The 22,057-nt window shown below is 55.7% G+C and carries 25 protein-coding genes, 1 tRNA gene and 1 riboswitch; of the genes, 10 read left to right on the top strand and 16 right to left on the bottom strand.

The window, feature by feature from the left end:
• Positions 1-131 precede the first annotated feature (131 nt).
• The 4 genes from gcvP to ACZ5FM_RS09155 form a co-directional block, all read right to left on the bottom strand.
• Complete coding sequence (gene gcvP, locus ACZ5FM_RS09170; RefSeq protein ID WP_464038510.1) at positions 132-2,996, bottom strand: aminomethyl-transferring glycine dehydrogenase; 2,865 nt, start codon at positions 2,994-2,996, stop codon at positions 132-134.
• Positions 2,996-3,358: a glycine cleavage system protein GcvH gene (gene gcvH / locus ACZ5FM_RS09165; protein ID WP_464038509.1), complete on the bottom strand. Its 363-nt coding sequence runs from the start codon at positions 3,356-3,358 to the stop codon at positions 2,996-2,998. The genes gcvP and gcvH overlap by 1 nt, the downstream gene beginning before the upstream one ends.
• Positions 3,359-3,386: 28 nt before the next feature.
• Positions 3,387-4,526, bottom strand: a complete 1,140-nt coding sequence (gcvT, locus tag ACZ5FM_RS09160) for a glycine cleavage system aminomethyltransferase GcvT (RefSeq protein WP_464038508.1) — start codon at positions 4,524-4,526, stop codon at positions 3,387-3,389.
• 153 nt (positions 4,527-4,679) lie between these two features.
• Positions 4,680-4,767, bottom strand: a riboswitch (glycine riboswitch).
• Between the two features lie 121 nt (positions 4,768-4,888).
• Entirely contained in the window at positions 4,889-5,080 is a 192-nt protein-coding gene (locus ACZ5FM_RS09155) for a DUF3008 family protein (protein ID WP_192488890.1), read from the bottom strand.
• Between the two features lie 175 nt (positions 5,081-5,255).
• Between ACZ5FM_RS09155 and ACZ5FM_RS09150 the strand changes: the two genes are divergently transcribed.
• Positions 5,256-5,645, top strand: a complete 390-nt coding sequence (locus ACZ5FM_RS09150; RefSeq protein WP_464038507.1) for a hypothetical protein — start codon at positions 5,256-5,258, stop codon at positions 5,643-5,645.
• 84 nt (positions 5,646-5,729) lie between these two features.
• Positions 5,730-6,731 carry a copper chaperone PCu(A)C domain-containing protein gene (locus ACZ5FM_RS09145; RefSeq protein ID WP_464038506.1) on the top strand — a complete coding sequence of 334 codons (1,002 nt, stop codon included), beginning with the start codon at positions 5,730-5,732 and terminating at the stop codon, positions 6,729-6,731.
• A gap of 109 nt (positions 6,732-6,840) precedes the next feature.
• Here the strand turns inward: ACZ5FM_RS09145 and ACZ5FM_RS09140 are convergent, their stop codons facing one another.
• On the bottom strand, positions 6,841-7,131 hold the full coding sequence (locus tag ACZ5FM_RS09140) for a hypothetical protein (protein WP_192488753.1): 291 nt from the start codon (positions 7,129-7,131) through the stop codon (positions 6,841-6,843).
• Between the two features lie 152 nt (positions 7,132-7,283).
• On the opposite strand from ACZ5FM_RS09140, the gene crcB reads away from it, so the two are divergent.
• From crcB to ACZ5FM_RS09115, 5 genes are all read left to right on the top strand, one after another.
• Positions 7,284-7,661 (top strand): fluoride efflux transporter CrcB, encoded by a 378-nt coding sequence (gene crcB, locus ACZ5FM_RS09135; RefSeq protein ID WP_464038505.1) that lies wholly within the window; start codon positions 7,284-7,286, stop codon positions 7,659-7,661.
• A 70-nt stretch (positions 7,662-7,731) separates the two neighbouring features.
• The gene (locus ACZ5FM_RS09130; RefSeq protein WP_192488755.1) at positions 7,732-8,724 is read left to right on the top strand and encodes an RluA family pseudouridine synthase; all 993 of its coding nucleotides are present in this window, start codon (positions 7,732-7,734) and stop codon (positions 8,722-8,724) included.
• Positions 8,721-9,380, top strand: coding sequence for an HAD-IA family hydrolase (locus ACZ5FM_RS09125; protein WP_250981687.1), 660 nt, complete (start codon positions 8,721-8,723; stop codon positions 9,378-9,380). Before ACZ5FM_RS09130 ends, ACZ5FM_RS09125 begins: the two co-directional genes overlap by 4 nt.
• 12 nt (positions 9,381-9,392) lie before the next feature.
• Positions 9,393-10,187 carry an ATP12 family chaperone protein gene (locus ACZ5FM_RS09120; protein WP_259146047.1) on the top strand — a complete coding sequence of 265 codons (795 nt, stop codon included), beginning with the start codon at positions 9,393-9,395 and terminating at the stop codon, positions 10,185-10,187.
• Between the two features lie 63 nt (positions 10,188-10,250).
• Positions 10,251-10,841: a hypothetical protein gene (locus ACZ5FM_RS09115; protein WP_464038504.1), complete on the top strand. Its 591-nt coding sequence runs from the start codon at positions 10,251-10,253 to the stop codon at positions 10,839-10,841.
• Between the two features lie 299 nt (positions 10,842-11,140).
• On the opposite strand, the gene fghA is transcribed toward ACZ5FM_RS09115, so the two are convergent.
• The 10 genes from fghA to lipB all read right to left on the bottom strand — a co-directional run bounded on the left by fghA (position 11,141) and on the right by lipB (position 18,828).
• A complete protein-coding gene (gene fghA, locus ACZ5FM_RS09110) occupies positions 11,141-11,974 on the bottom strand; it encodes an S-formylglutathione hydrolase (RefSeq protein WP_464038503.1) in 834 nt (277 codons plus the stop codon).
• A gap of 24 nt (positions 11,975-11,998) precedes the next feature.
• Positions 11,999-12,661, bottom strand: a complete 663-nt coding sequence (locus ACZ5FM_RS09105; RefSeq protein WP_464038502.1) for a DUF1345 domain-containing protein — start codon at positions 12,659-12,661, stop codon at positions 11,999-12,001.
• A 21-nt stretch (positions 12,662-12,682) separates the two neighbouring features.
• Positions 12,683-13,123, bottom strand: a complete 441-nt coding sequence (locus ACZ5FM_RS09100) for a YaiI/YqxD family protein (protein WP_250981683.1) — start codon at positions 13,121-13,123, stop codon at positions 12,683-12,685.
• A complete protein-coding gene (locus tag ACZ5FM_RS09095; protein WP_464040448.1) occupies positions 13,120-13,578 on the bottom strand; it encodes a GNAT family N-acetyltransferase in 459 nt (152 codons plus the stop codon). The genes ACZ5FM_RS09100 and ACZ5FM_RS09095 overlap by 4 nt, the downstream gene beginning before the upstream one ends.
• On the bottom strand, positions 13,578-14,705 hold the full coding sequence (locus ACZ5FM_RS09090) for an S-(hydroxymethyl)glutathione dehydrogenase/class III alcohol dehydrogenase (RefSeq protein WP_250981682.1): 1,128 nt from the start codon (positions 14,703-14,705) through the stop codon (positions 13,578-13,580). Before ACZ5FM_RS09090 ends, ACZ5FM_RS09095 begins: the two co-directional genes overlap by 1 nt.
• Positions 14,706-14,867: 162 nt before the next feature.
• A complete protein-coding gene (locus tag ACZ5FM_RS09085; RefSeq protein ID WP_464038501.1) occupies positions 14,868-15,575 on the bottom strand; it encodes a hypothetical protein in 708 nt (235 codons plus the stop codon).
• An 88-nt stretch (positions 15,576-15,663) separates the two neighbouring features.
• The gene (locus tag ACZ5FM_RS09080; RefSeq protein WP_464038500.1) at positions 15,664-15,903 is read right to left on the bottom strand and encodes a hypothetical protein; all 240 of its coding nucleotides are present in this window, start codon (positions 15,901-15,903) and stop codon (positions 15,664-15,666) included.
• A 60-nt stretch (positions 15,904-15,963) separates the two neighbouring features.
• Positions 15,964-16,875: a DMT family transporter gene (locus ACZ5FM_RS09075; RefSeq protein ID WP_275641484.1), complete on the bottom strand. Its 912-nt coding sequence runs from the start codon at positions 16,873-16,875 to the stop codon at positions 15,964-15,966.
• A gap of 88 nt (positions 16,876-16,963) precedes the next feature.
• Positions 16,964-18,028: an NAD(P)-dependent alcohol dehydrogenase gene (locus ACZ5FM_RS09070; protein WP_192488763.1), complete on the bottom strand. Its 1,065-nt coding sequence runs from the start codon at positions 18,026-18,028 to the stop codon at positions 16,964-16,966.
• A gap of 77 nt (positions 18,029-18,105) precedes the next feature.
• Positions 18,106-18,828, bottom strand: coding sequence for a lipoyl(octanoyl) transferase LipB (gene lipB / locus ACZ5FM_RS09065; RefSeq protein ID WP_259146056.1), 723 nt, complete (start codon positions 18,826-18,828; stop codon positions 18,106-18,108).
• A gap of 191 nt (positions 18,829-19,019) precedes the next feature.
• Here lipB and ACZ5FM_RS09060 point away from each other — a divergent pair.
• The 3 genes from ACZ5FM_RS09060 to recX all read left to right on the top strand — a co-directional run bounded on the left by ACZ5FM_RS09060 (position 19,020) and on the right by recX (position 21,496).
• Positions 19,020-19,104 (top strand) — tRNA-Leu (locus ACZ5FM_RS09060).
• A gap of 243 nt (positions 19,105-19,347) precedes the next feature.
• Positions 19,348-20,772, top strand: coding sequence for a KAP family P-loop NTPase fold protein (locus ACZ5FM_RS09055; protein ID WP_464040406.1), 1,425 nt, complete (start codon positions 19,348-19,350; stop codon positions 20,770-20,772).
• 154 nt (positions 20,773-20,926) lie between these two features.
• Complete coding sequence (gene recX / locus ACZ5FM_RS09050) at positions 20,927-21,496, top strand: recombination regulator RecX (RefSeq protein WP_464040405.1); 570 nt, start codon at positions 20,927-20,929, stop codon at positions 21,494-21,496.
• A gap of 11 nt (positions 21,497-21,507) precedes the next feature.
• Here the strand turns inward: recX and ACZ5FM_RS09045 are convergent, their stop codons facing one another.
• On the bottom strand, positions 21,508-21,915 hold the full coding sequence (locus ACZ5FM_RS09045; RefSeq protein ID WP_464040404.1) for a c-type cytochrome: 408 nt from the start codon (positions 21,913-21,915) through the stop codon (positions 21,508-21,510).
• Positions 21,916-22,057: the final 142 nt, after the last annotated feature.

The raw sequence follows: 22,057 nt of genomic DNA, 5'->3' as shown, positions 1-22,057 counted from the left end.
TATGCTGTGGATATAATTAGTTATATTTGTTTTATCGTTTGTTAATGAAACTAATTTTTTGGGAGGGCTGTTCTCCAGGAAGCCATCCCTTTCGCTAGAAAAAAGGCCCGCCAGAGGCGGGCCATTTCATTTTATTCTGCAGCTTCCTGGTACTCGCTCATCGGCGGGCATGTGCAGATGAGGTTACGGTCACCATAGACGTTGTCAATGCGGTTGACCGGCGACCAGTATTTGTCGATGCGGAAAGCACCGGGCGGGAAGCAACCCTTTTCGCGGGAATAAGGACGATCCCATTCGCCAACCAGATCTTCCACCGTGTGCGGCGCATTCTTCAACGGGTTGTTGAGCTTGTCGCTGCGGCCTTCTTCGATGTCGCGGGCTTCCTCACGGATGGCCAGCATGGCATCGCAGAAGCGGTCGAGTTCCGCCTTGGTTTCCGATTCTGTCGGTTCGATCATCAGCGTGCCGGCAACCGGCCAGCTCATGGTCGGTGCGTGGAAACCGCAGTCGATCAGACGTTTTGCCACGTCATCCACCGTCACGCCGCAGCTGTCGACCAGCGGGCGGGTGTCGATGATGCACTCATGCGCTACACGGCCGGTTTCGGACTTGTAGAGCACGTCGTAGGCGCCCTTGAGGCGGGCCGCGATGTAGTTGGCGTTGAGGATGGCAACCTTGGTTGCCTGCGTCAGGCCTTCACCGCCCATCATCAGGCAGTAGCTCCACGAGATCGGCAGGATCGATGGCGAACCGAACGGAGCAGCAGAGACCGCGCCTTCACGACCATCGCTTGCCACGTGACCGGGCAGGAACGGCGCAAGATGTGCCTTGACGCCGATCGGACCCATGCCGGGACCACCACCACCATGCGGAATGCAGAAGGTCTTGTGCAGGTTGAGGTGCGAGACGTCGGAGCCGATGTCACCTGGGCGGGCAAGGCCGACCATGGCGTTCATGTTGGCGCCGTCGAGATAGACCTGGCCGCCATGCTTGTGGGTGATATCGCAAATTTCGCGAACCGTTTCCTCAAACACACCGTGGGTGGACGGATAGGTAATCATGCAGCAGGAAAGGTTTGCCGCATATTGTTCAGCCTTTTCACGGAAATCATCGATATCGATGTCGCCGTTTTCACGAACCTTGATTGGTACAACCTTCATGCCAACCATCTGTGCCGACGCCGGGTTGGTGCCGTGCGCGGAGGTTGGGATAAGGCAGACGTCGCGGTGCATGTCACCATTGGCAAGGTGATAGTTGCGAATGGTCAAAAGGCCTGCATATTCACCCTGCGCGCCGGAGTTCGGCTGCATGGAGAAGGCGTCATAACCGGTGACCGAGCACAGCTTTTCGGAGAGATCATCGATCATTTCCTTGTAGCCCAGCGCCTGGTTGGCCGGGACAAAAGGATGAATGTCGGAGAATTCCGGCCAGGTGATCGGCAGCATTTCGGCTGTTGCGTTCAGCTTCATGGTGCAGGAGCCGAGCGGGATCATCGAGCGGTCGAGCGCCAGATCGCGGTCCGAAAGGCGGCGGATGTAACGGGTCATCTCGCTTTCGGCGCGGTTCATGTGGAAGATCGGATGCGTCATGTACTGGCTGGAGCGCAGCAGATCCTTCGGTAGACGGTAATCAGCCTCGAAATCGGCAACAACAAAGTTGCCACCAAATGCGCGCCAGACGGCTTCCAGCGTTGCAGGGCGGGTGCGCTCGTCAAGGCTCATGCCGATCTTGGTGGCACCGACCTTGCGCAGGTTGACACCCTCGGCAACGGCTGAGCGCATGATGACGCCCTGCATGTGGCCAACATCGACGGTGATGGTGTCGAAGAAGGTTTCCGGCTCGATGGTGTAACCAAGCTTTTCCAGACCCTTGGCCATCAGCACGGCCTTCTTGTGGGTCTGTTGGGCAATGGCCTTGATGCCCTGTGGGCCGTGGAACACGCCGTACATCGATGCCATGACGGCCAGAAGTACCTGCGCGGTGCAGATGTTGGACGTCGCCTTTTCACGGCGGATGTGCTGTTCGCGGGTCTGCAGCGACAGACGGTAGGCGCGGTTGCCGCGTGCATCGACCGAGACACCGACCAGACGGCCCGGCATGGAGCGCTTGATGGCGTCCTTGACCGACATGAAGGCGGCGTGCGGGCCGCCGTAACCGACAGGTACGCCGAAACGCTGCGAGGAACCGATAGCGATATCGGCGCCCATTTCACCCGGAGATTTCAGCAGCGTCAACGCCAGCAAGTCGGTGGCAACTGCCGCAATCGCGCCAGTCTGGTGCAGACGGGCAATCAGGCCGGAGAAGTCAGTGACGTGACCATGGGTGCCGGGATACTGGAAGATTGCGCCAAACACGTCGACCGGGTCCAGATCGGAGAACGGGTTGCCGACAATGACTTTCCAGCCGAGTGGAGCCGCACGGGTTTCGATCAGCGCAATGGTCTGCGGATGGCAGTTTGCGTCAACGAAGAATGATGTCGCCTTGGACTTTGCAACGCGCTGGCACATGGCCATGGCTTCTGCCGCTGCCGTTGCTTCATCGAGAAGCGAAGCGTTGGCAACATCAAGTCCGGTCAGGTCGCAGATCATCGTTTGGAAGTTCAGGAGCGCTTCAAGGCGACCTTGCGAGATTTCCGGCTGGTAAGGCGTGTAGGCCGTGTACCAGGCCGGGTTTTCCAGAATGTTGCGCTGGATAACCGGCGGCGTGATGGTGCCGTAATAGCCCTGACCGATCAGCGAGGTCAGAACCTGGTTCTTGTTGGCGGTTTCGCGCAGGCGGTCCAGCGCTTCACGCTCGGACAGTGCCGCACCCCAAGTAAGCGGGGTTTTCTGGCGAATGGAGGAGGGCACGGTGGCATCGATCAGCGCATCAAGGCTGCGATAACCGATAACTTTGAGCATTTCCTCCATTTCAGCCGGCGACGGGCCGATATGACGACGGTTTGCGAAGTCATAGGGCTGGTAGTCGGTGAACTGGAAATCAGCGGGCGTTGTCATTACGCAATCAGCTCCTTGTAGGCTGCTTCGTCGAGCAGCGCATCAGCATCTGACGGGTTGGCAAGTTTCAGCTTGAAGAACCAGCCGGCACCCTGCGGGTCGGAGTTAACGAGCGAAGGGTCGTCAACGATTGCCTGGTTGATCTCGGTGATTTCGCCATCAAGTGGACAATAAACGTCGGATGCAGCCTTCACGGATTCAACGGTTGACGCTTCGCCATTTTTTGCGAATGTCGCGCCAACTTCCGGCAGTTCGACAAACACGAGGTCGCCCAGCTGGTCGGCAGCGTGGCTGGTGATGCCAACAGTGGCAACGCCGTCTTCAAGTTTCAGCCATTCGTGTTCAGCGGTAAATTTCAACATGGTTCTCTCCGGGAGGTCTTGAAAGAGTTTATCGTTTGTAAGTCGGTGTGATGAAGGGCAGGGCAGCGACCGAGACGGGCAGATACTTGCCACGAACTTCAGCGAAAATAGCGGTGCCAGCAGCAGCGTATTCTTTCGGTACGTAGCCCATTGCAACAGGACCTTCCACGGAAGGACCAAAGCCACCTGAGGTCACTTCACCAATTTCGGTGTTGCCTTCAGCGTCTGCAAACAGCTTGGCGTGGCCACGAACCGGAGCCTTGCCTTCGGGTTTGAGGCCAACGCGACGGCGCGATGTGCCATTTGCCTGTTCCGTCAGAATGCGCGATGCGCCGGGGTAACCGCCTTCGCGTTCGCCACCCGCACGTCTGGCCTTTTGAATGGCCCATTCCAGTGCAGCCTCGATTGGCGAAGTGGTGGTGTCGATGTCGTTGCCGTAAAGGCAAAGACCGGCTTCCAGACGCAGGCTGTCGCGTGCACCAAGGCCAATCGGCTCACAGTCGGGATGCTCAAGCAGTGCCTTGGCAATAAATTCCGCCTTGTCGGCCGGTACGGAGATTTCAAAACCGTCTTCACCGGAATAACCGGAACGGGAAACTATGCAGGATACGTCAAGCAATGGCACTTCACGCACATCCATGAACTTCATGCCGGAAACACCGGCCCACAGTTCTGCCAGAACTGCTTCCGCGCGCGGGCCTTGCAGGGCAATCAGCGCGCGGTCATCAAGAAGAGTAATGTCGCAGCTGTCGGACAGATGCGCTTTCATATGCGCCAGATCGGCGTCCTTGCACGAGGCGTTGACGACGACAAACAAATGGTCGCCACGGTTGGTGATCATCAGGTCATCGAGGATACAGCCATTGTCATCGGTGAAGAAACCGTAACGTTGGCGGCCTTCTTTCAGCGCCAGGATATCAACAGGAACCAGCGTTTCCAGCGCAAGCGCTGCATCTTCAACCTTGCCGGATTTTGCCTTGATGATGACCTGACCCATGTGGGACACGTCAAACAGACCAGCAGAGGTGCGCGTCTGGATATGCTCCTTCATGACACCGGCTGGATATTGCACAGGCATGTCATAACCGGCAAATGGCACCATGCGGGCGCCAAGCGACAGATGCAGGGAATGAAGCGGGGTGATTTTAAGCTCGGCGGTATCGTCCAAAAGACGCCTCCAGGGTTGCGCGAAAACGCGCGGGCTCGTGTTTTGGCGCAAATGCGCCGGTTCAAGAGCCCCCTCTGTCCTTGTCGCCTGAGATTGTTATCCCTTCGGCGAGCCTATTCCTTCATGCAAAGGCGGCTTCTCTCCAGAGTCATGCATTCCCCGCTGGTCCTTTTGCCTGAGAGTTTCCGGGGCGGTTGCTCCTTCGGCACCGCACCTAAGCGGCTTCTCCCAGCGGTGAAGTTTGCTCATTATCTGCGAACCCCGTGGCTTGGCAAGGACCAAATGCCGCAGGCGAACAGATAATTGTCGTCGTGACGTTACCCAAGCATTTTTACGGGCATGTCACAAGGTGGGCTTTCCGTTCAATCTTTTTTATCGACACGCTCCGGCAGCCCCTTATGGTCGGTGGAGGCGAACTCCTCAAGTTGCTTTTTGGTCATGGACTTGGCCATTTCTTTTGAAGCGCCTTGTAAGGATGATTTCTTGATCTCACCGCGTTTGGCGGCGAGGGCAGCGCCTGCTGCTTTTTGTTGTGCCTTTGATTTTGCGGGCATGATTTCATCTCCTGAAACTGCACATTGATGAAATGAAAAGCCGTGGGAAAACCAATTGTTCCTTTTGCAGGACACGTTATAAATCGTGCGTGTTTGATTTGCGGCAAAAAGCACAGAGCGCTTTGCTGTAAACAGGTGGGCCATGAACAAGAGATCAAAATCGATAGAGAGGTTTGTGCGCATTTTCTGCGCCATGCTAATGCTGTCGCTTGGATTTGCCCACAAGCCCGTTGATGCGGCGGTCGCCGCGCCGGTGCTGGATGAGAGCTATCGTCTGCCAGACGGTACCTTTGCCGAAATATGCTTTGGGCATGACGGCGAGGATGCGCCAGGCGCAACCGTTGGTCACGCCGGTGACCCCACTGGCCATCTCGATATCAGCGGCAAGCTGTTCTGCGAGGCTTGCCTGCTTGCCTCATCCATTCTGCTGCCGCTGCCGGACGAAGAAGCGTGGCTTGTCACCAGCTTCACCTGGCTGGACAATACACCAGCCCCGCAGCGTTTTCTTGCCGATACCACTGTTCTGGAAAGATCCCGAGCCCGCGCACCTCCCTTTTTCATCTGATCTGTTGTTACGCATTGAATGAAAACGCCTGTTTTTGGCATAAGGCGGCAGATGGTCCGGGGGGCCGGCCGCAGGGATAACAAGATGAAAAAGATTAGCGTTCTGGCCTATGCCACATTGCTCACTTCGGTTGCTGCAACACAGGGCTTTGCCCATTCCACCTTCGTCAATGAAAATGCGACGGCGGAAAGCACATTTGTCGCTGCCCTTCAGGTGCCGCATGGCTGCGATGGCGGTCTCGCCACCACTGAGGTTCAGGTACAGCTGCCGGAGGGTTTCATTTCCGCCAAGCCACAGCCAAAGGCTGGTTGGGAGTTGGAAATCATCAAGGGCGATTACCAGAAAGCCTACAGCAACCACGGCAAGGAAATCAAAAGCGGCCCGGTTGAGTTTCGCTGGAAGAACGGCAATCTGCCGGACGAGTTTTACGATACCTTCGTTTTTCAGGGCAAGATATCCGGCGTAGAGGCGGGCACCGACCTGCCGTTCAAGGTCAAACAGCTGTGCGGCGACAAGGGCACCGTTGTCTGGGATCAGGTGGCTGAAAAGGGTGCGGACCCGCATTCGCTTGCCAATCCCGCGCCGGTTTTGAAAATCGCCGCCAAGGCCGAGCATGGCGGTGGTCATGATCATGGTGCGGCACCTGCCGGACATGGTGCTGATCATGCCGCGGCAGCCGTCAAGGTTGGTGATCTCGAAGTTGCTGGCGGTTTCTCCAAGGCCATGTTGCCGGGCCAGCCGGTTGGCGGTGGTTTTGTGACCATTACCAATTCCGGCAAAGCCGATGACAAGCTGGTATCGGCGGTATCAGATGTCGCTGGCCGTGTTGAGTTGCATGAAATGGCCATGCAAGGCGAAGTGATGAAAATGCGCAAGCTGGATGACGGCATTACTGTTCCGGCCGGCGAGACAGTTGAGCTGAAGCCAGGCGGTCTGCACTTCATGTTCTTTGAAGTCAAAAAGCCGTTTGCCGAAGGTGACACTGTGCCTGTTACCCTGGCCTTTGAAAAGGCAGGCAAGGTTGACATTACCCTGTCGGTGCAGAGCGCCAAGCCAGGTGAGGCCAGCGAACACAAGCACAACTGAGGCATTACTCTGAGAAGTCAGAGTGTTGTTAAAAACAAAAAGCGCCGTAGGAATCTCTCCGGCGCTTTTCTCTTGGGGGGGAATTTAAACGGGCAGTCCTTCACGTGGCCTATGCGGCCTCGTGTTTGCTTTCATTATCCTCATAGGCTTCTTGAACCTGTTCATAGGTCGCCTGCGGATTCTGATGATGGCTGCTGGTCAGGAAATAAAGCGCCAATGATGGTGGTTTGACCACGTTGATGAGCGCGCGCAGTTGTTGGTCGCTGCCTTGCTCCACCCGGCGAGCAAGCGCATGGATCGCTTCTTCCACGACCGTCTTTTTCGGTTCGCGTTGAGCCGGCTTTAACGCCTCCATAGCGTATGCGGCAGTATTTGCCGAAATGCTTAAGACCTGCGTCATGATCTCTTTCCACTATCTGACAATCTTGACCATAGTTCATCCTATGTCCTGCAAGTTGCATTCCTGCTAAATCTCGTGGTTGTATTTTAGTAAAATTGGATTTTGTTTGGCGTGGTGTATCGGGACGAAACGCATTGAATTATGCTGGAAGCATGATTCATGTTTTACTTGTTGCCATTGGCGGAGCAGTCGGTTCGGTTGCCCGTTATTTCGTAAACCTTTGGGCGTTTCGCCTGTGGGGTGCACATTTTCCGTGGGGAACGCTGGCCGTGAATGTTGGTGGCGGCCTGGCAATCGGCTTTCTGTCGGAAGTGATTGCGCGCAAGTTTAACGCGTCCACGGAAATGCGGCTGCTGGTGGTGACCGGCGTGCTGGGAGGCTTCACGACCTTTTCTTCATTCTCTCTTGATGCTGTCGGCCTGTTTGAACGCGGGGAAATGGCACTTTCGGCGGTTTATATTGTTGCCAGTGTCGTTATTTCAATTCTTGCGGTTTGCGTCGGGCTGGCCTTGGGCCGCGCTTTGTTTTAAAGGCTCGTTCTAAATAATAGAGCCTGCCGGATAATTGGTGCAGGCAGAACAAACGAGACTGGAATTTCCCATGGCAGGTATCGAGCATATCAAGGTTGAAGCCGATGAGGCTGGTATGCGGTTGGACCGCTGGTTCAAGGTGCATTATCCCGGCCTAGGTTTCGGTCAATTGCAGAAGCTGATGCGCTCCGGACAGGTGCGCGTTGATGGCGGACGTGTTAAGACTGATGCCCGCGTGCAGCCAGGCCAGATGGTACGCGTGCCGCCGATCGATTCTGATGCCAAGGTCAAAGGCGGGCCGATTGGCTCCAAAGACCTCAAGCACGCTGAAGACGGTGAGCTGCTGCGTCGCATGCTGCTGCATGAAGACGACAAGGTGTTCGTGTTCAACAAGCCGGCCGGCATTGCCGTGCAGGGTGGTTCGGGTGTCACACGCCATATCGATGGCCTGCTGGAAGCCTGGGTCAGCCCGAAGGGGGAAAAACCGCGCCTCGTGCACCGTCTCGACCGTGATACGTCAGGCGTCCTCGTTGTTGCCCGTACACGCGGTGCCGCGCAGAAGCTGACGGCGGCGTTTCGTGAGCGTGACACCAAGAAGACCTACTGGGCCTTGGTGCGGGGCGTGCCGCGCAAACATCAGGACAAGATTTCAAGCTGGCTGGTGAAAGAGCAAACGCCGGATGGCGACCGCATGCGCGTTGCTACCCATGGTGAAGAGGGCGCCGACCACGCCATTTCCTATTACCGTGTGATCGATACGGCCGCGCAGACCATGGCGTGGCTTGAGATGGAGCCTTATACCGGCCGTACGCACCAGCTTCGCGTTCACGCCTTGCAGATGGGCCATCCAATCATTGGCGACCCGAAATATTACATCGATGATCCCAACTGGGATTTCCCCGGTGGTGTTCAGAAGCGCCTGCATCTTCACGCCCGCCATATCGACATTCCGCATCCATCCGGTGGTCGTCTGCGCGTCTCTGCGCCTTTGTCACCACACATGGTGCAAACCTGGAACCTTCTCGGGTTCGACCAGGCTGATGGCGACAAGGACGACGAATGAAACTGGTACTTTTCGACTGTGACGGCACACTGGTTGACAGTGTGAAGCTCATTCACGAGGTCATGGCGCGCACGTTCGTACATTTTGGTTATGATCGCCCGACCATCGAGCAGACCAAGTCGATTATTGGCCTGACGCTGGATATTGCGATTGCCCGTATGCAGGGCAAACCGCATGTCGATGATGAAGCAACAGCAATGACCGCCCATTACAAGGCGATCTTTGCGGAAACGCGTGCTGAAGAAGGGCTGCAAGAGCCTTTGTTCGACGGCATTTCCGAGATGATTGCCGCGCTTGCGACACGTGAAGAAATCCTGATGGGTGCGGTGACCGGCAAGTCTCGCCGTGGCCTGAACCTGATCATGGACACGCATGGCTTTCGCAAACATTTCATCGTGTCGCGTACTGCTGACGACTGCCCGTCGAAACCGCATCCGGGCATGGTCACTGAATGCTGTGACGAAACCGGCATGGTGCCAGCCGATACAATCGTGATTGGCGATGCCATCTATGATATGCAGATGGCGAAGGCTGCGGGTGCCACGGCAATTGGCGTGGCGTGGGGATATGCCAGTGAGCCTGAGCTTTGGGCGGCCGGTGCCGATGCCGTTGTTGCTCACCCCAGAGAAATACCCGGCTATATCAAGGCGAATTGACGAGGCTTAATCATGCGTGATCTGTTGAACGATCTGACCGAAGGCTTGAGCCATCCGGACCCTATTTTGCGTGCGCAAATCCAGATGCAGAAACCGCTGCCAAAGCGCTTCTACAAGGAGGTCACGGTTGGCGAGGCCGAGGACGGCCAGTTCTCGGTGTTGCTGGATGGCAAGCCAGTTCGTACGCCGGCCAAGAAGCCGCTGGTGGTGCCGACACAGGCACTTGCTGACCTGCTGCGTCTGGAATGGGATGCGCAGAAAGAGGTCGTCAACCCGGCGGTGATGCCAATCACCCGCACGGTCAACACGGCGATTGACGGTGTGGCCATTGATACGCAGGCGGTGTTTGAAGATATCTTACGTTTCTCCTCCAGCGATCTCCTGTGCTACCGCGCCGGTGAACCGCAGGAGCTTGTGGAGCGTCAGGGCGATCTGTGGGATCCGGTCATCGACTGGGCCGCGAACAATCTCGGCGCACGCTTCATTCTGGTGGAAGGCATTATTCATCAGGAACAGCCGCGCGAGGCCGTTGCCGCCTTTGCGGTGACGCTGCGCAAATACGATACGGCGCTTGAGTTGGCAGCACTGCACACCATGACCACCATCACCGGTTCGGCTATTCTGGCAGTGGCCTTTGCTGAGGGCGCCTGGAGCCTGGAAGACATCTGGACCTTTGCCCATCTGGACGAAGACTGGACCGCCGAACATTGGGGCGAAGACGAAGAGGCTACGCAGCGGCGTGCTCACCGCCTTGTGGATATGCAGGCCGCAGCCGATGTTTTTGCATCGCTGAGAAGCGGTTCTTAACGCTTCCGTAACCCTAACGGGAAATCATAGCGGCATATTCCCAGGGACGGGGTTGTCGTTATTATGAGACGTCAGTGGCAGCGCATCACAGCGTTCTGGTCGGTTTTCGCGTTCGAAAACCGGTCGGGAATTTCACGCGCGCATACATCTGGTTCAACGGGCGTTTTCGGTTTTTCCGTGCTGCGTTCCGGCGCGTTTCTGGTGTGTTGTCTGGCGTTGATGTCGTTCCGGCTAATGCCTGATGATGCCGACAAAAACAGGCTGGTCTATGATGTGCGCGGCGCTTTTGTTGCCGCCCAGCCGGAAATTTCGCACCGCCTGATGCAGATGGTGCATTCCTACGTTTCTGAATCGATCGATGTCACCAGCCGCGCCACTGTGCGGCCGCGTGTGGTGCTGACCATTCGTCTGGCATCGGTGAAAAAGGAACCGTTCCTGCTGGGCGCACGCTCATCGGCACGGGTCGTGGTGCGGGCCGCTTCGGTGACGACGGGGGAAGTGATTGCCGAGGCGAAGTTTACGGCCACGGTTTATGGTCTGGACAAGGACAGTCTTGAGGGTGATCTGGCCTATGGCGTTGCCTCGCGGGTCATTCAGGAATTCCAGCTGGCCAAGCCGGCTCCGGCAACACTGGCGACCGCGCTTTTTCCGTGAAATAATAGCTGCTTATATCGTGTTCATCGCGCTTACGTTTTTGCATAACGTAAGGTTAGCTGCCTGTGAGCGCATATCTATGTGACGCATGCTTGCGCCACTCTTCCTCTTGCCTGTCCTCGGGTATGACCCGAGGGATGTCACAGGGATACACTCGCCGCGCAGACGCGCGACGAAAAGAGTATATTTTCCATCCCAAGTCCTTGGGATGACTAGATTCCCGCAACACGTGCGGGAATGAGGGGCCTGGGTGGCGCAACGTCATTCAGGCGGAGGTGAACCAATCAGCTATTCGCCAATCAGCCCAAACGTTCAGCGTGCCACTTCAGGTGATCGTCCATGAAAGTCGAGATGAAGTAATAGGAGTGGTCGTAACGCTCGTGCATGCGCAGCGTCAGGCCGATATCCGTTCCCTGGATCGATTCTTCAAACAGCCATGGGCGCAGGCCTGTTTCCAGGAAGCTGTCTGCCTTGCCCTGATCGATCAGGAATTCCGGGAAACGGGCGCCGTCCTTGACCAGTTCGCAGGCGTCGTATTTGCGCCATGCCGCCTTGTCCTCACCGAGATACTTTTCCAGTGCCGGTGCCGACCAGTCAGCGCTTGTTGGTGCAACGATTGGTGCAAAGGCCGAGCAGCTCTTGAAACGTTCCGGGTTTTTCAGGGCGATGGTCATCGCGCCATGGCCACCCATCGAGTGGCCGAAAATGCCCTGGCGGTTCATGTCTATGCGGAAGTGCTGTGAAACGAGGGCAGGCAGTTCCTCTGTGATGTAGGTGTACATCTGGAAATGTTCGGCCCAGGGCTTTTCGGTGGCGTCAAGGTAGAAGCCAGCGCCTTTACCCATCTGCCAGTTGGTCAGTTCGTCCGGAACGTCATTGCCGCGCGGGCTGGTATCCGGGCAGATAACGATCAGGCCCAGTTCCGATGCCATGCGGCGGTACTCGCCCTTTTCCATGACGTTGGCATGGGTGCAGGTGAGGCCGGAGAGATACCAGACAACAGGGCAAGGCTCCGAGATCGCCTTCGGTGGCACATAGACCGCAAAGGTCATTTCGGATTTGCAGCTTTCGGAATCATGGGCAAATACGCCCTGCATGCCGCCGAAAGATGTGTTCTGGGAGATGATTTTCATGCAATTTTCCTTGGGGTATAGGGATCAACCGGCCAGTGACACCGCAGCGTTGACGAAGGCTGCGACAAGCACGGTGTTGAAGAAAAACGAAACGATGGAATGGGCGAGCGTTGCCTTGCGCATTACCGTGGTGGTGACACCAACGTCGGAGGTTTGCGCCGTCATGCCAATGACGAAGGCGAAATAGAGAAATTCATAAACGCCGGGTTCTTCCGTGTCTGGAAAATCCATGCCGCCCTTATGCTCCGTATGGTCGGCACGACCATTGGGCCGCCAGAACAGATGGGCGTAATGCATGGCGGCCATGGTGTGGATGGTGACCCAGCCAAGCAGCACGGAAGCAAACGCCATGGCAAGTGCCGGCACTGTTTCACCTTCTGCGTGGTTCAGGGCAAAAAACAGCGAGACAACCGACACGGCAACCGCAACCAGCGTCACGGTAATGATGGCAATGGCTGGTGCATCATCACTATCGGCATGGGCTTTAAAATGGGCTGCCGTCAACAGATGCAGGCGTCGCGCGATCTGCGCCAGATAACTTAAGAAAAAGATCAGCGCGGCAATTTCGATGGCCAGTTCGGGGATCAGGTAAAGGGAGGCGGGCAGGGAGAGCGCCGCCAGCAAAAGCGCGATCAGGAATGGGCGATGACGCCTGTCTATGCCGTGCCGTTTTCCGCCTTCACGCATGGCTTTCCCCTGTTTGCCGGTTTATTTTTTGACCCTGCGGCAAAGACGGTCAAGTGTCTCGAGAAAAGCTGAGCGGTCACGCGGGCTGAAAACCGGGTTGTAACCCTTGCTTTCGCCGGTTTCGCGCAGGTGCTGGCCAAGGTCACGCATGGCGGTTGCCATGCCGATATTGGCAACATCAAATATCCGTCCGGTCGGGCCTGTCACCAATGCGCCTGCGGACACGCAGCGTCCGGCCAACGGCACATCGGCGGTGACGACAATGTCACCGTCCTTGGCGCGTTCGGCAATCCAGTCATCGGCGGCGTCAAAGCCATTGGATACAATGACATTCTTGATCATCGGATCACGCGACGGGCGCAGTCCGGAATTGGCGACGAATGTCACTTCCAGACCGTGCCGTTCGGCAACTTTGAGGATTTCCGGTTTGACCGGGCAGGCATCGGCGTCAACATAGATCATGGTGCAGCCCGTATCATGTCGACATGCGGAATACCGTCTTCGACATATTCTTCCGACGTGACTGTAAACCCGAGCGAGCCGTAAAAGCGCTGCAAATGGCTTTGCGCCGATATCTCAATGGCCTCGCCGGGATATTCGCGTTCGCAGGCGATAATGGCTTCCCGCATCAGTGCTTCGCCGAGTTTCTTGCCGCGATGATCGGGCGACACGGCAACGCGGCCAATGCGCGGCAGCACCTCATTTGAGGGGCGCCACAGCCGCGCGCAGGCCAGCAACTCGTTACCATCCATCAACCGCAAATGCAGGCAGTCGATGTCATTGCCATCCAGCTCCGGGTAGGGGCATTCCTGCTCGACAACGAACACATCCACGCGCAGTTTCAGCATGGCGTAAAGTTCGATGGCGGAGAACTCGTTGAGCCTCCGCACATCGACCGTATAGGGTTGCGAGGTAATCAATAAACCACCACGCCGCGAATGCTTTCACCGGAATGCATCAGTTCGAAGCCCTTGTTGATGTCTTCCAGTGGCATGGTGTGAGTGATCATCGGATCGATCTGGATCTTGCCTTCCATGTACCAGTCCACGATCTTTGGAACGTCGGTACGGCCACGGGCGCCACCAAAGGCCGTGCCCATCCAGTTACGGCCGGTGACCAGCTGGAACGGACGGGTGTTGATTTCCTGGCCCGCACCAGCTACGCCGATGATGACCGACTTGCCCCAGCCGCGGTGCGATGCTTCCAGCGCCTGCCGCATGACCTTGGTGTTGCCGGTGCAGTCGAATGTGTAGTCCGCGCCGCCAATCAGGTCGCCGTTACGCTTGGTCATGTTGACGAGGTAAGGAACGATGTCGTCACCGACTTCCTTCGGGTTGACGAAGTGCGTCATGCCGAACTTTTCGCCCCATTGCTTGCGGTCATTGTTGATGTCAACGCCGATGATCATGTCCGCACCGGCAAGGCGCAGGCCCTGCAGCACGTTAAGACCGATGCCGCCGAGACCGAAAACGATGGCCGTCGAGCCGATTTCGACCTTGGCCGTGTTGATGACCGCGCCGATGCCGGTGGTCACGCCGCAACCGATGTAGCAGATCTTGTCGAACGGCGCGTCGGGGTTGACCTTGGCCAGCGCGATTTCCGGCAGAACCGTGTAGTTCGCAAAGGTCGAGCAGCCCATGTAGTGGTGGATCTTGTCCTTGCCGATCGAGAAACGCGAGGTGCCGTCCGGCATCACGCCCTGGCCCTGCGTGGAGCGAATCGAGGTGCAGAGGTTGGTCTTGCGCGACAGGCAGGAGTAGCACTCGCGGCATTCCGGCGTGTAGAGCGGAATGACGTGGTCGCCCTTTTTCACCGAGGTCACGCCGGGGCCGACGTCGACAACGATACCGGCACCTTCGTGGCCGAGAATGGCCGGAAACAGACCTTCCGGATCAGCGCCCGACAGCGTGAAATCATCAGTGTGGCAGATACCTGTTGCCTTGACTTCGATGAGCACTTCACCGGCACGTGGGCCGTCAAGCTGGACGGTCATGACTTCGAGCGGTTTGCCTGCCTGCACGGCGACTGCTGCGCGTACATCCATCGGGTATCTCCTTGAGCGAATTGTTATATGTCAGACTTTTGCCTGAGCTTGTTATTCTAAACAAGGCGAAAAATGCAAAAAACTAATTCGTTATAAGGCAATAGCGGGGTTTCATGCGCCCCGTGCGAAGCTGGACCAATGGATGTCGCACGGGGGTGGGTTTCAGGCTTTGGCGGCGTCGCCAAACAGCATGTCGGAATTGAGTTGCAGCCAGCCATTGCTTTGCATGCGGGAGGATTTGCGGGCTGACAGGGTTTTGACGGTTTGCATCAGTGCCATCCAGTCGGGATGGTTGCCATCTTCTTTGACGGCGTTATCGATGTGGCGCAGCACTGCAAGCTCGGCTGCCTGGAGGGATGTTTCAGTTGACTGCAATGGCAGGTCGATCAGGCTGGCAATATAGTCCATGTCCTGCGCGGTAATGACCGCATCATCAGAACGGAAATCTGCATAGGCGCCCTTGCGGGCAATAATGGCCAGCCGCAACTGGTTGAGCGCCAGCACCCGCAGTGACACCGGTGTATAACGGGCCTTGCGGATGATGTTTTGTAACAGTGCCAATTTCAGCTTGTTGTGAATAATGCCTTCCGGCGCAAAGGTCGCAACAAACCAGTCGGCATTGTAGGTGTCCATAGACCCTTGCGGATAGCTGTGAAAGACAATGAAGTCAGTCAGGCTATCGACAAAAAATCTGGCCCAGCCGTCCGAGTCGGGAGAAATCGTCCGGTTCAACGCAATAAGTGCCGTAACGTCTGCTGTTGTCTTGATGCCGTCTGGAAATGCTCGTTTTCGTAAAAAGGTCGTATCATCAATGTAACGCTGCCCTGTTTCCTCGCCGGGCAGCGGGAAAGCAGCACCCATATTATTCATCTTTCGTCTCTCCGTTTCATCATGAAACTGGGCAAAGCGTAGATGCGAACGGTTTACGAGATGCCAATAAAGACGGCTAATGAAGCCTTCACATTTCAGGTAAAATTTGAATGATCTGTTGTTCTTGTGCCAGTCCGGGACGCGGGCTTCTGTGACCGTAAAAGACTGTTTCAATGCCTGTGACATTGAGAGACCTAGGGCAGAAATGCACAAAGATATTTGAGAGAAATAGTACCGCACCTTTCTGCTTAATAGTGCGGATCGCCAGCAAACCGGATGATTTTTTCCTGTTTTTTCCTTGTCGAATCTTGTCCGTTATCTTGCGCAACAGCTATCTTGCTGGTGTCGGGAAATGAATTTTCCTCCCATTCATATGCCGATTTATCCTTCAGGTGGCGCGAACACGCTCCCGCCAGATGATGAAAAGGCCCGATGCAACGATGATGAGGATGCCGAGCCACTTGGACGGGCTTGGGAAATCACTGAACAGAACGAATCCCAGCGCCGTTGCCGAGATGATTTCGAAATACTGGAAGGGCGCCAGAAGCGAGATTGGGGCGAGTCGAAACGCTTTGACGACCAGCAGGTGCATATAACCGGAGATCGCGCCGAGCAGAATCAGCAGCAGCCATGCTTGGCTGTTACCGGGCAGTGATATTTCAAAGTCGACATCACCAAGCGAATGACCAATGCCGAGCGCCACCGCCATGAACAATGTGCCGCCAATGCCGGCCATGGTCTGCATGGTCAAGGGTGTGTCGCCATCACCCATGGCGCGGTTGAGGAACAGGTAGAGTGTAAAGAGGAATGCGCATGCCACCGGCAGCAGCGACTTCAGACCGAAGATTTCAAAACTTGGCTGAATGACGATCATCGCCCCGCCAAAACCGATGACGATGGCGAGCCATCGCCGCCAGCCAACCTTTTCACCCAGAAACAGCGCCGACATCATGGTCAGCATAAAGGGTTCAACAAAGTAGATGGCGAAGACATCTGCCAGTGGCATGTATTTGACCGCCACGAAAAACATCAGGCTGGCGGCGGCATGCAACACACCGCGTAACAGGTTGAGAAACGGCCGGCGGGTGGACAACAGCGCCTTGGGCGACACGGCCAGCAACAGCGGCAGCGTGCAAACCAGCTGGAAAAAGAAACGGTAGAAAGTGACCTGACCCGGTGACATGCCGCCATAGGTCGCCATGTATTTGGCAATGGCATCCATGGCTGGCAAGACCACCATGCACCCGGCCATGATCATCATGCCACGAAAGGAATTGCTGCTGGAATTATCCTGCGTCATTGCCATATCTGCTGCCACCACATTTGCTGTTTGTCATCACCGAACAGCAGCGGCAGAAAAAAGGGGCGCTCGTCGCGCCCCTTGTTGCTTATGCAGCCTGTTTGGGCAAACTCTTCATATCAATGACGAAGCGATAACGCACATCGCTTTTTATCATGCGTTCATAAGCATCGTTGATCTGATCGATGTTGATCATCTCGATTTCGGCGGCAATGCCCTTCTGGGCGCAGAAATCCAGCATCTCCTGGGTTTCAGGAATGCCGCCAATCATCGAACCGGCAAAGGTCTTGCGGCCGGGAATAAGGCTGAAGGCATGAACCGACAGCGGCTTTTCCGGTGCGCCAACCTGCACCAGCGCGCCATCGCGCTTGAGAAGCGCCAGATAGGCATTGATGTCGTGGTCGGCGGCTACCGCATCGATAATCAGGTCGAGGCTGGAAGCAGCCTTTGCCATCTGGTCTGCATCACGCGACACGATCACCTCGTGCGCGCCAAGCTTCTTGGCGTCATCGGCCTTGGAGGGCGAGGTGGTGATCATGACAACCGTTGCACCCATGGCATTGGCCAGTTTCACAGCCATGTGGCCAAGGCCGCCGAGACCAACAACACCAACCCGCTTGCCGGGGCCAGCCTTCCAGTGGCGCAGGGGCGAATAGGTGGTGATACCGGCGCACAAAAGCGGTGCGGCAGCTGCTGCATCCAGCGTTTCCGGAATGCGCAGCACGTAACGTCTGTCGACAACGATATGGCCGGAATAACCGCCAAGCGTATGGGCGTTGCCACCCATCGCCTTGTCGGGCGCATTGTAGGTGCCGGTCATGCCGTTTTCGCAATATTGCTCCAGACCTTCACGGCAGCTGTCGCAGGCGCGGCAACTGTCAACGATGCAGCCAACGCCGACGCGGTCGCCCTGTTTGAGGTTGGTGACCTTTGCGCCGATGCGGCCAACACGACCGATGATTTCATGGCCGGGCACGCAAGGATAAAGGCTGCCCGCCCATTCGCCGCGTGCCGTGTGGATATCGGAGTGGCAGACGCCGCAGAATTCGATTTCAATTTCAACATCGTTCTCACCGGGATCGCGGCGTTTGATCGAGGCGAGTTTCAGAGGGGAAGAACCGTCGTCACAGGCATAGGCTGATGTTGTGAACATGATTGTCTCTTTCCTTATGGGGTTGTTGTAAAATCGAAAGGAGCGGGTCGGGTCCTCCACCCGTTATCAATCAGTTTTCAGGCCGTCTCATTGATCGTCTCGCCAAACACTTCCTCAAAGGACTGGCGCAACAGCGGGTCGACATCGCTCACCATCACCAGGAGACCGAGATCCACCAGGCTGGTGACGCCGAATTCCGAAATGCCACAGGGCACTATACCGGAAAAATGTGACAGGTCAGGATCGACGTTAATGGCAAGCCCGTGGAAACTTACCCACTTTCGCAAGCGAATGCCAAGGGCGGCAATCTTGTCTTCGGCAATACGTCCATCCAGCAGGCGAGGGCGCTCTGGCCGCTGCACCCACACGCCCACACGATCTTCCCGGCGTTCGCCGCGCACATTCATCTTGTCCAGCGTGCGGATAATCACTTCCTCAAGACAGCTCACATAGGCGCGCACATCCTGACGGCGGCGTTTCAGGTCCAGCATCACATAGGCAACACGCTGGCCGGGGCCATGATAGGTATATTCGCCACCACGCCCGGTCTGGTAGACGGGAAAGCGGCTTGGCTCCAGCAAATCTGCTGATGTTGCGCTCGTGCCGGCAGTATAAAGAGGCGGATGCTCCAGAAGCCAGACCAGTTCGTTTGCCTTGCCCTCTGAAATGGCGCCGACACGAGCTTCCATCTCGGCCATGGCCTCTTCATAGGGCACGGGACAGTCTGAGATTCGCCACTCAACAGGCGCTGACTCGACCGTTGGCAGCATTGTTTTTTCAAAATCGGTGCGTGTGAGCATAATATGCGTCCTTTCCACAGCCTTTTCGCAGAATGATTATAGGGCTGCAAGGCCCGGTTTCCGGGCTTCTTGAATGTAGGAATTCACCTTCCGATTTTTAATTTCAAAAAACTGTCACGACACACTTGTGTACCGGAAATGCTTTTGCTACATGCTCGTTCGTCGCCGCAAGGACGACACTCTACCACGATGCGGTCGTGGCGGAATTGGTAGACGCGCAGCGTTGAGGTCGCTGTGGGGCAACCCGTGGAAGTTCGAGTCTTCTCGACCGCACCAATTAAATCAACGACTTGTTGGTTTAAAAATAAAAATGGCGGCTCTGCCGCCTTTTTTATTGCCTGAATTTTAGAGCCTCTTTTCTCCTAGAAATGATCATTGTGCACTGCCGAAGGGTGGGGTGTTTAGCGCCGATTTTGGAGCTATCAATGGTCCCCTGATTTCTGCATTCGTCATCTCCAATTTGACTCGCGTTATGCGTGAATATTGATTTCAATGCTCCAAAACGTAGGGCGGAGAATCATGACGCAAGCAAGCAGCCATTGGGACGACGATAAACTTGATCGCCGACGGGATGCCGAGTTCCTTTACAATTTTCTTGTCGGTCAAGTTGATAAGCGACGAGGGCAAGGACGCCCTGGCTCTTATGTTTTGAATGTTGATTCAGCTTGGGGCGGTGGCAAGAGCTTCTTTTTAGATGGCTTTGCAGAAGATGCTGCCAACAAGGGACATATTGTCGTTCGGATCAACGCTTGGAAAGACGACCACGCGCAAGATCCTTACGTTGCCATCATGGCCGCAATCGACAACGCATTCGCGCCATACATCAAAAAGTCTGGTCACCTTAGAACGTCTTGGGAAAAAGCAAAGTCCAGTGGAGGTGCAATTGCTCTGCGTGTGGTGGGTGCTGTTACAAAAGGGTTGATAAAGAAACACACTGGTGTCTCCCTTGATGAGTTGGGAGACATCATCGCCACAGAAGATGGCAGTGCCACGAAAACTGCGCTTGATGAAGCGGGTAAAGTGGTTGGGGATCAACTCGAAAAACTGTTCGACGGCACGCTGGAGGCCATGATTGAAGGCTTTCAAACGACAGAAAAAGCTACAGCTGATTTCCGCTCGAAGCTATCAACAGTTGTATCGACTTTAAGTGACGGCCAAAACAAACCCATATTCATCCTCGTCGACGAATTGGATCGTTGCAGACCAAGTTACGCAGTTCAATTGTTGGAACGTGTAAAGCATCTATTTGATGTTGACGGTGTCGTATTCGTCTTCGCCACCAATTCCGAGCAACTACAATATTCCATAGCCGGCGCATACGGCAGCGGATTCGATGGCTTTAAATATCTGAAACGTTTCTTCGACCGCACTTACGTATTTGCGGAGCCTTCGATTGAGCAACTCGTTAGTAATTTATGCGCGAATCTACCCTCTGGAAAAATAAGGGCGCCTGAAGATAAGCTCGATGAAGCAATCTGGACCGGATGTCGCGCTGTAGGACTTGATCTCAGGGCCATCATCCAAGTTATGGAAATCATTGAGAACACCTCGACGTCTTGGCCTCACAAGACACCGGTCGATATTTCGCTGCTTTTTCCAGTTTGTGTCGACTTTTACCTAACAGGTAAAGCGAGTTGGCCACATTGGGAACGTCACAATCTTAGTACATGGAAAATGAAGCGCGTACGTTTCGATTTTGAACGTCGTGAAATCGAGAAGTCGTTTGAGATGGGTGATATTTATAGAATAGCGCAAGAACGGTTAGATAAATTAAGCAAATCTATAAGAGCTCATCGGACTGATGGAATAACGCACGAATACGTTGCGGACTTATTTTTGCCGGAATGGAATGGGGTTGCGGTTGATCCTGACAGCCCATCGGTTCAAATTGATATCGTTCCCCTGGTTGCAAATGCCGGACGATTAATTGCGAAGACAGTTTGACGTGAGCAGTGCTGCTCCGAATAGGCGCTAAAGAGTTGTCGGTTCAAAGCAGTGCTGTGATATCATTATATTTCGGCTTCGCTTCTATTTTCTTTCATTCCTCTGTTCTCTAAAACTACCGCCCGTCGATCCCCTAAACCTCCGTGCGAATCCCGTGTTTGATCCTGAACCACCGCCAATCTTTGATGATGTGCCGGATACCGTGCCGACCAAGCGCATGTTGTCTTGGGCCAAGAACTCGACGCTCTATCGTTTGCAGCGGCAGATCATGTCCGAGCAGCAGCTGGCCACTGCCATCAAGCGCAAGGCGCAAAAGAAGTTTGAGGGCATAACGCCGGAGCAGGTGCAGGCCTTGGCGGATGCGGCGGTGAAGATCGGCTATGATCTGAAGGCGCTGGATGATGAGGTCTTTGCCGGCATCACCACCCGCAATGCGGTCAGAAACGGCAAATCCCGGCGGATGATTGCCCAGAAACTGTCGATCAAGGGCGTGGCATCAGAGACGGCAGCCGTGGCGCTGGATGAGGCGGATGATCTCTACGCTGCTGTGGTGTTTGCGCGCAAACGGGCATTTGGGCCGTTCCGGCGTGTCGATCTCGATGAAAAACGCCATGGCAAGGAAATGTCGTCCTTTGCGCGCAGCGGCTTCAGCTTCGATATTGGCAAGAAGGTATTTGCCATGAGCTTTGAGGATGCCGAAGAGGTTCTGGCCAACGGCCCGTGATCAGCCTCTCTTTATGGTTTCGGTGCCTGTTGTTCGGCAGACTGTTCTTTCAGATAGGCGATGAGGTCATCGACCTTGTCCTCGGTCCAGAAGCCGAAAAACCGCATCGACGTGCCGGGCAGGAATTTCTTCGGGCTGGCCAGGAATTGCGACAGCTGATCCTCTGACCACACTAGGCCATTGGCGCCTGCATCTTTCATCGGCTGCGAATAGGCTTTGTAGTCCTCGATTGACCCGGCAGGCCTGTCCATGATGCCGACCAGATGCGGTCCCATGCGGTTGCTTGGCTGTTCAATGGCATGGCAGGGCGCGCAGATGCTGAACACCTGTTTGCCACGGGCCGCATCACCTTCGGCATGGGCCGGTATAGAAAAACAGAGCAGACAGGCTGTTGTCACCAGCAGGGTACGGCGTGTCACGTCACGGTCTCCATTTGCGTTTCATCCTTGTCATATGAAAATTCCGGCCGGCATGTGAAGACGCTGCGGTGTCGTGCGACGTTTTACCACGAGTGGTTTTTAAAGTCGTGATGCCGTGGTGTGGCCGATATTGAAGTTCAGA

The organism is Agrobacterium sp. 5Ca50 (genome assembly GCF_055381905.1).
The sequence above is the reverse complement of the archived record's forward strand: the minus strand, read 5'-3'. Positions and strand labels throughout refer to the sequence as shown.

Excerpts from the sequence above, each read along its gene's own strand:
- gcvP (WP_464038510.1), bottom strand. The coding sequence starts at position 2,996 with ATGACAACGCCCGCTGATTTCCAGTTCACCGACTACCAGCCCTATGAC.
- gcvH (WP_464038509.1), bottom strand. The coding sequence starts at position 3,358 with ATGTTGAAATTTACCGCTGAACACGAATGGCTGAAACTTGAAGACGGC.
- ACZ5FM_RS09155 (WP_192488890.1), bottom strand. The coding sequence starts at position 5,080 with ATGCCCGCAAAATCAAAGGCACAACAAAAAGCAGCAGGCGCTGCCCTC.
- ACZ5FM_RS09145 (WP_464038506.1), top strand. The coding sequence starts at position 5,730 with ATGAAAAAGATTAGCGTTCTGGCCTATGCCACATTGCTCACTTCGGTT.
- ACZ5FM_RS09140 (WP_192488753.1), bottom strand. The coding sequence starts at position 7,131 with ATGACGCAGGTCTTAAGCATTTCGGCAAATACTGCCGCATACGCTATG.
- crcB (WP_464038505.1), top strand. The coding sequence starts at position 7,284 with ATGATTCATGTTTTACTTGTTGCCATTGGCGGAGCAGTCGGTTCGGTT.
- ACZ5FM_RS09130 (WP_192488755.1), top strand. The coding sequence starts at position 7,732 with ATGGCAGGTATCGAGCATATCAAGGTTGAAGCCGATGAGGCTGGTATG.
- ACZ5FM_RS09125 (WP_250981687.1), top strand. The coding sequence starts at position 8,721 with ATGAAACTGGTACTTTTCGACTGTGACGGCACACTGGTTGACAGTGTG.
- ACZ5FM_RS09120 (WP_259146047.1), top strand. The coding sequence starts at position 9,393 with ATGCGTGATCTGTTGAACGATCTGACCGAAGGCTTGAGCCATCCGGAC.
- ACZ5FM_RS09115 (WP_464038504.1), top strand. The coding sequence starts at position 10,251 with ATGAGACGTCAGTGGCAGCGCATCACAGCGTTCTGGTCGGTTTTCGCG.
- fghA (WP_464038503.1), bottom strand. The coding sequence starts at position 11,974 with ATGAAAATCATCTCCCAGAACACATCTTTCGGCGGCATGCAGGGCGTA.
- ACZ5FM_RS09105 (WP_464038502.1), bottom strand. The coding sequence starts at position 12,661 with ATGCGTGAAGGCGGAAAACGGCACGGCATAGACAGGCGTCATCGCCCA.
- ACZ5FM_RS09100 (WP_250981683.1), bottom strand. The coding sequence starts at position 13,123 with ATGATCTATGTTGACGCCGATGCCTGCCCGGTCAAACCGGAAATCCTC.
- ACZ5FM_RS09090 (WP_250981682.1), bottom strand. The coding sequence starts at position 14,705 with ATGGATGTACGCGCAGCAGTCGCCGTGCAGGCAGGCAAACCGCTCGAA.
- ACZ5FM_RS09085 (WP_464038501.1), bottom strand. The coding sequence starts at position 15,575 with ATGAATAATATGGGTGCTGCTTTCCCGCTGCCCGGCGAGGAAACAGGG.
- ACZ5FM_RS09075 (WP_275641484.1), bottom strand. The coding sequence starts at position 16,875 with ATGACGCAGGATAATTCCAGCAGCAATTCCTTTCGTGGCATGATGATC.
- ACZ5FM_RS09070 (WP_192488763.1), bottom strand. The coding sequence starts at position 18,028 with ATGTTCACAACATCAGCCTATGCCTGTGACGACGGTTCTTCCCCTCTG.
- lipB (WP_259146056.1), bottom strand. The coding sequence starts at position 18,828 with ATGCTCACACGCACCGATTTTGAAAAAACAATGCTGCCAACGGTCGAG.
- ACZ5FM_RS09055 (WP_464040406.1), top strand. The coding sequence starts at position 19,348 with ATGACGCAAGCAAGCAGCCATTGGGACGACGATAAACTTGATCGCCGA.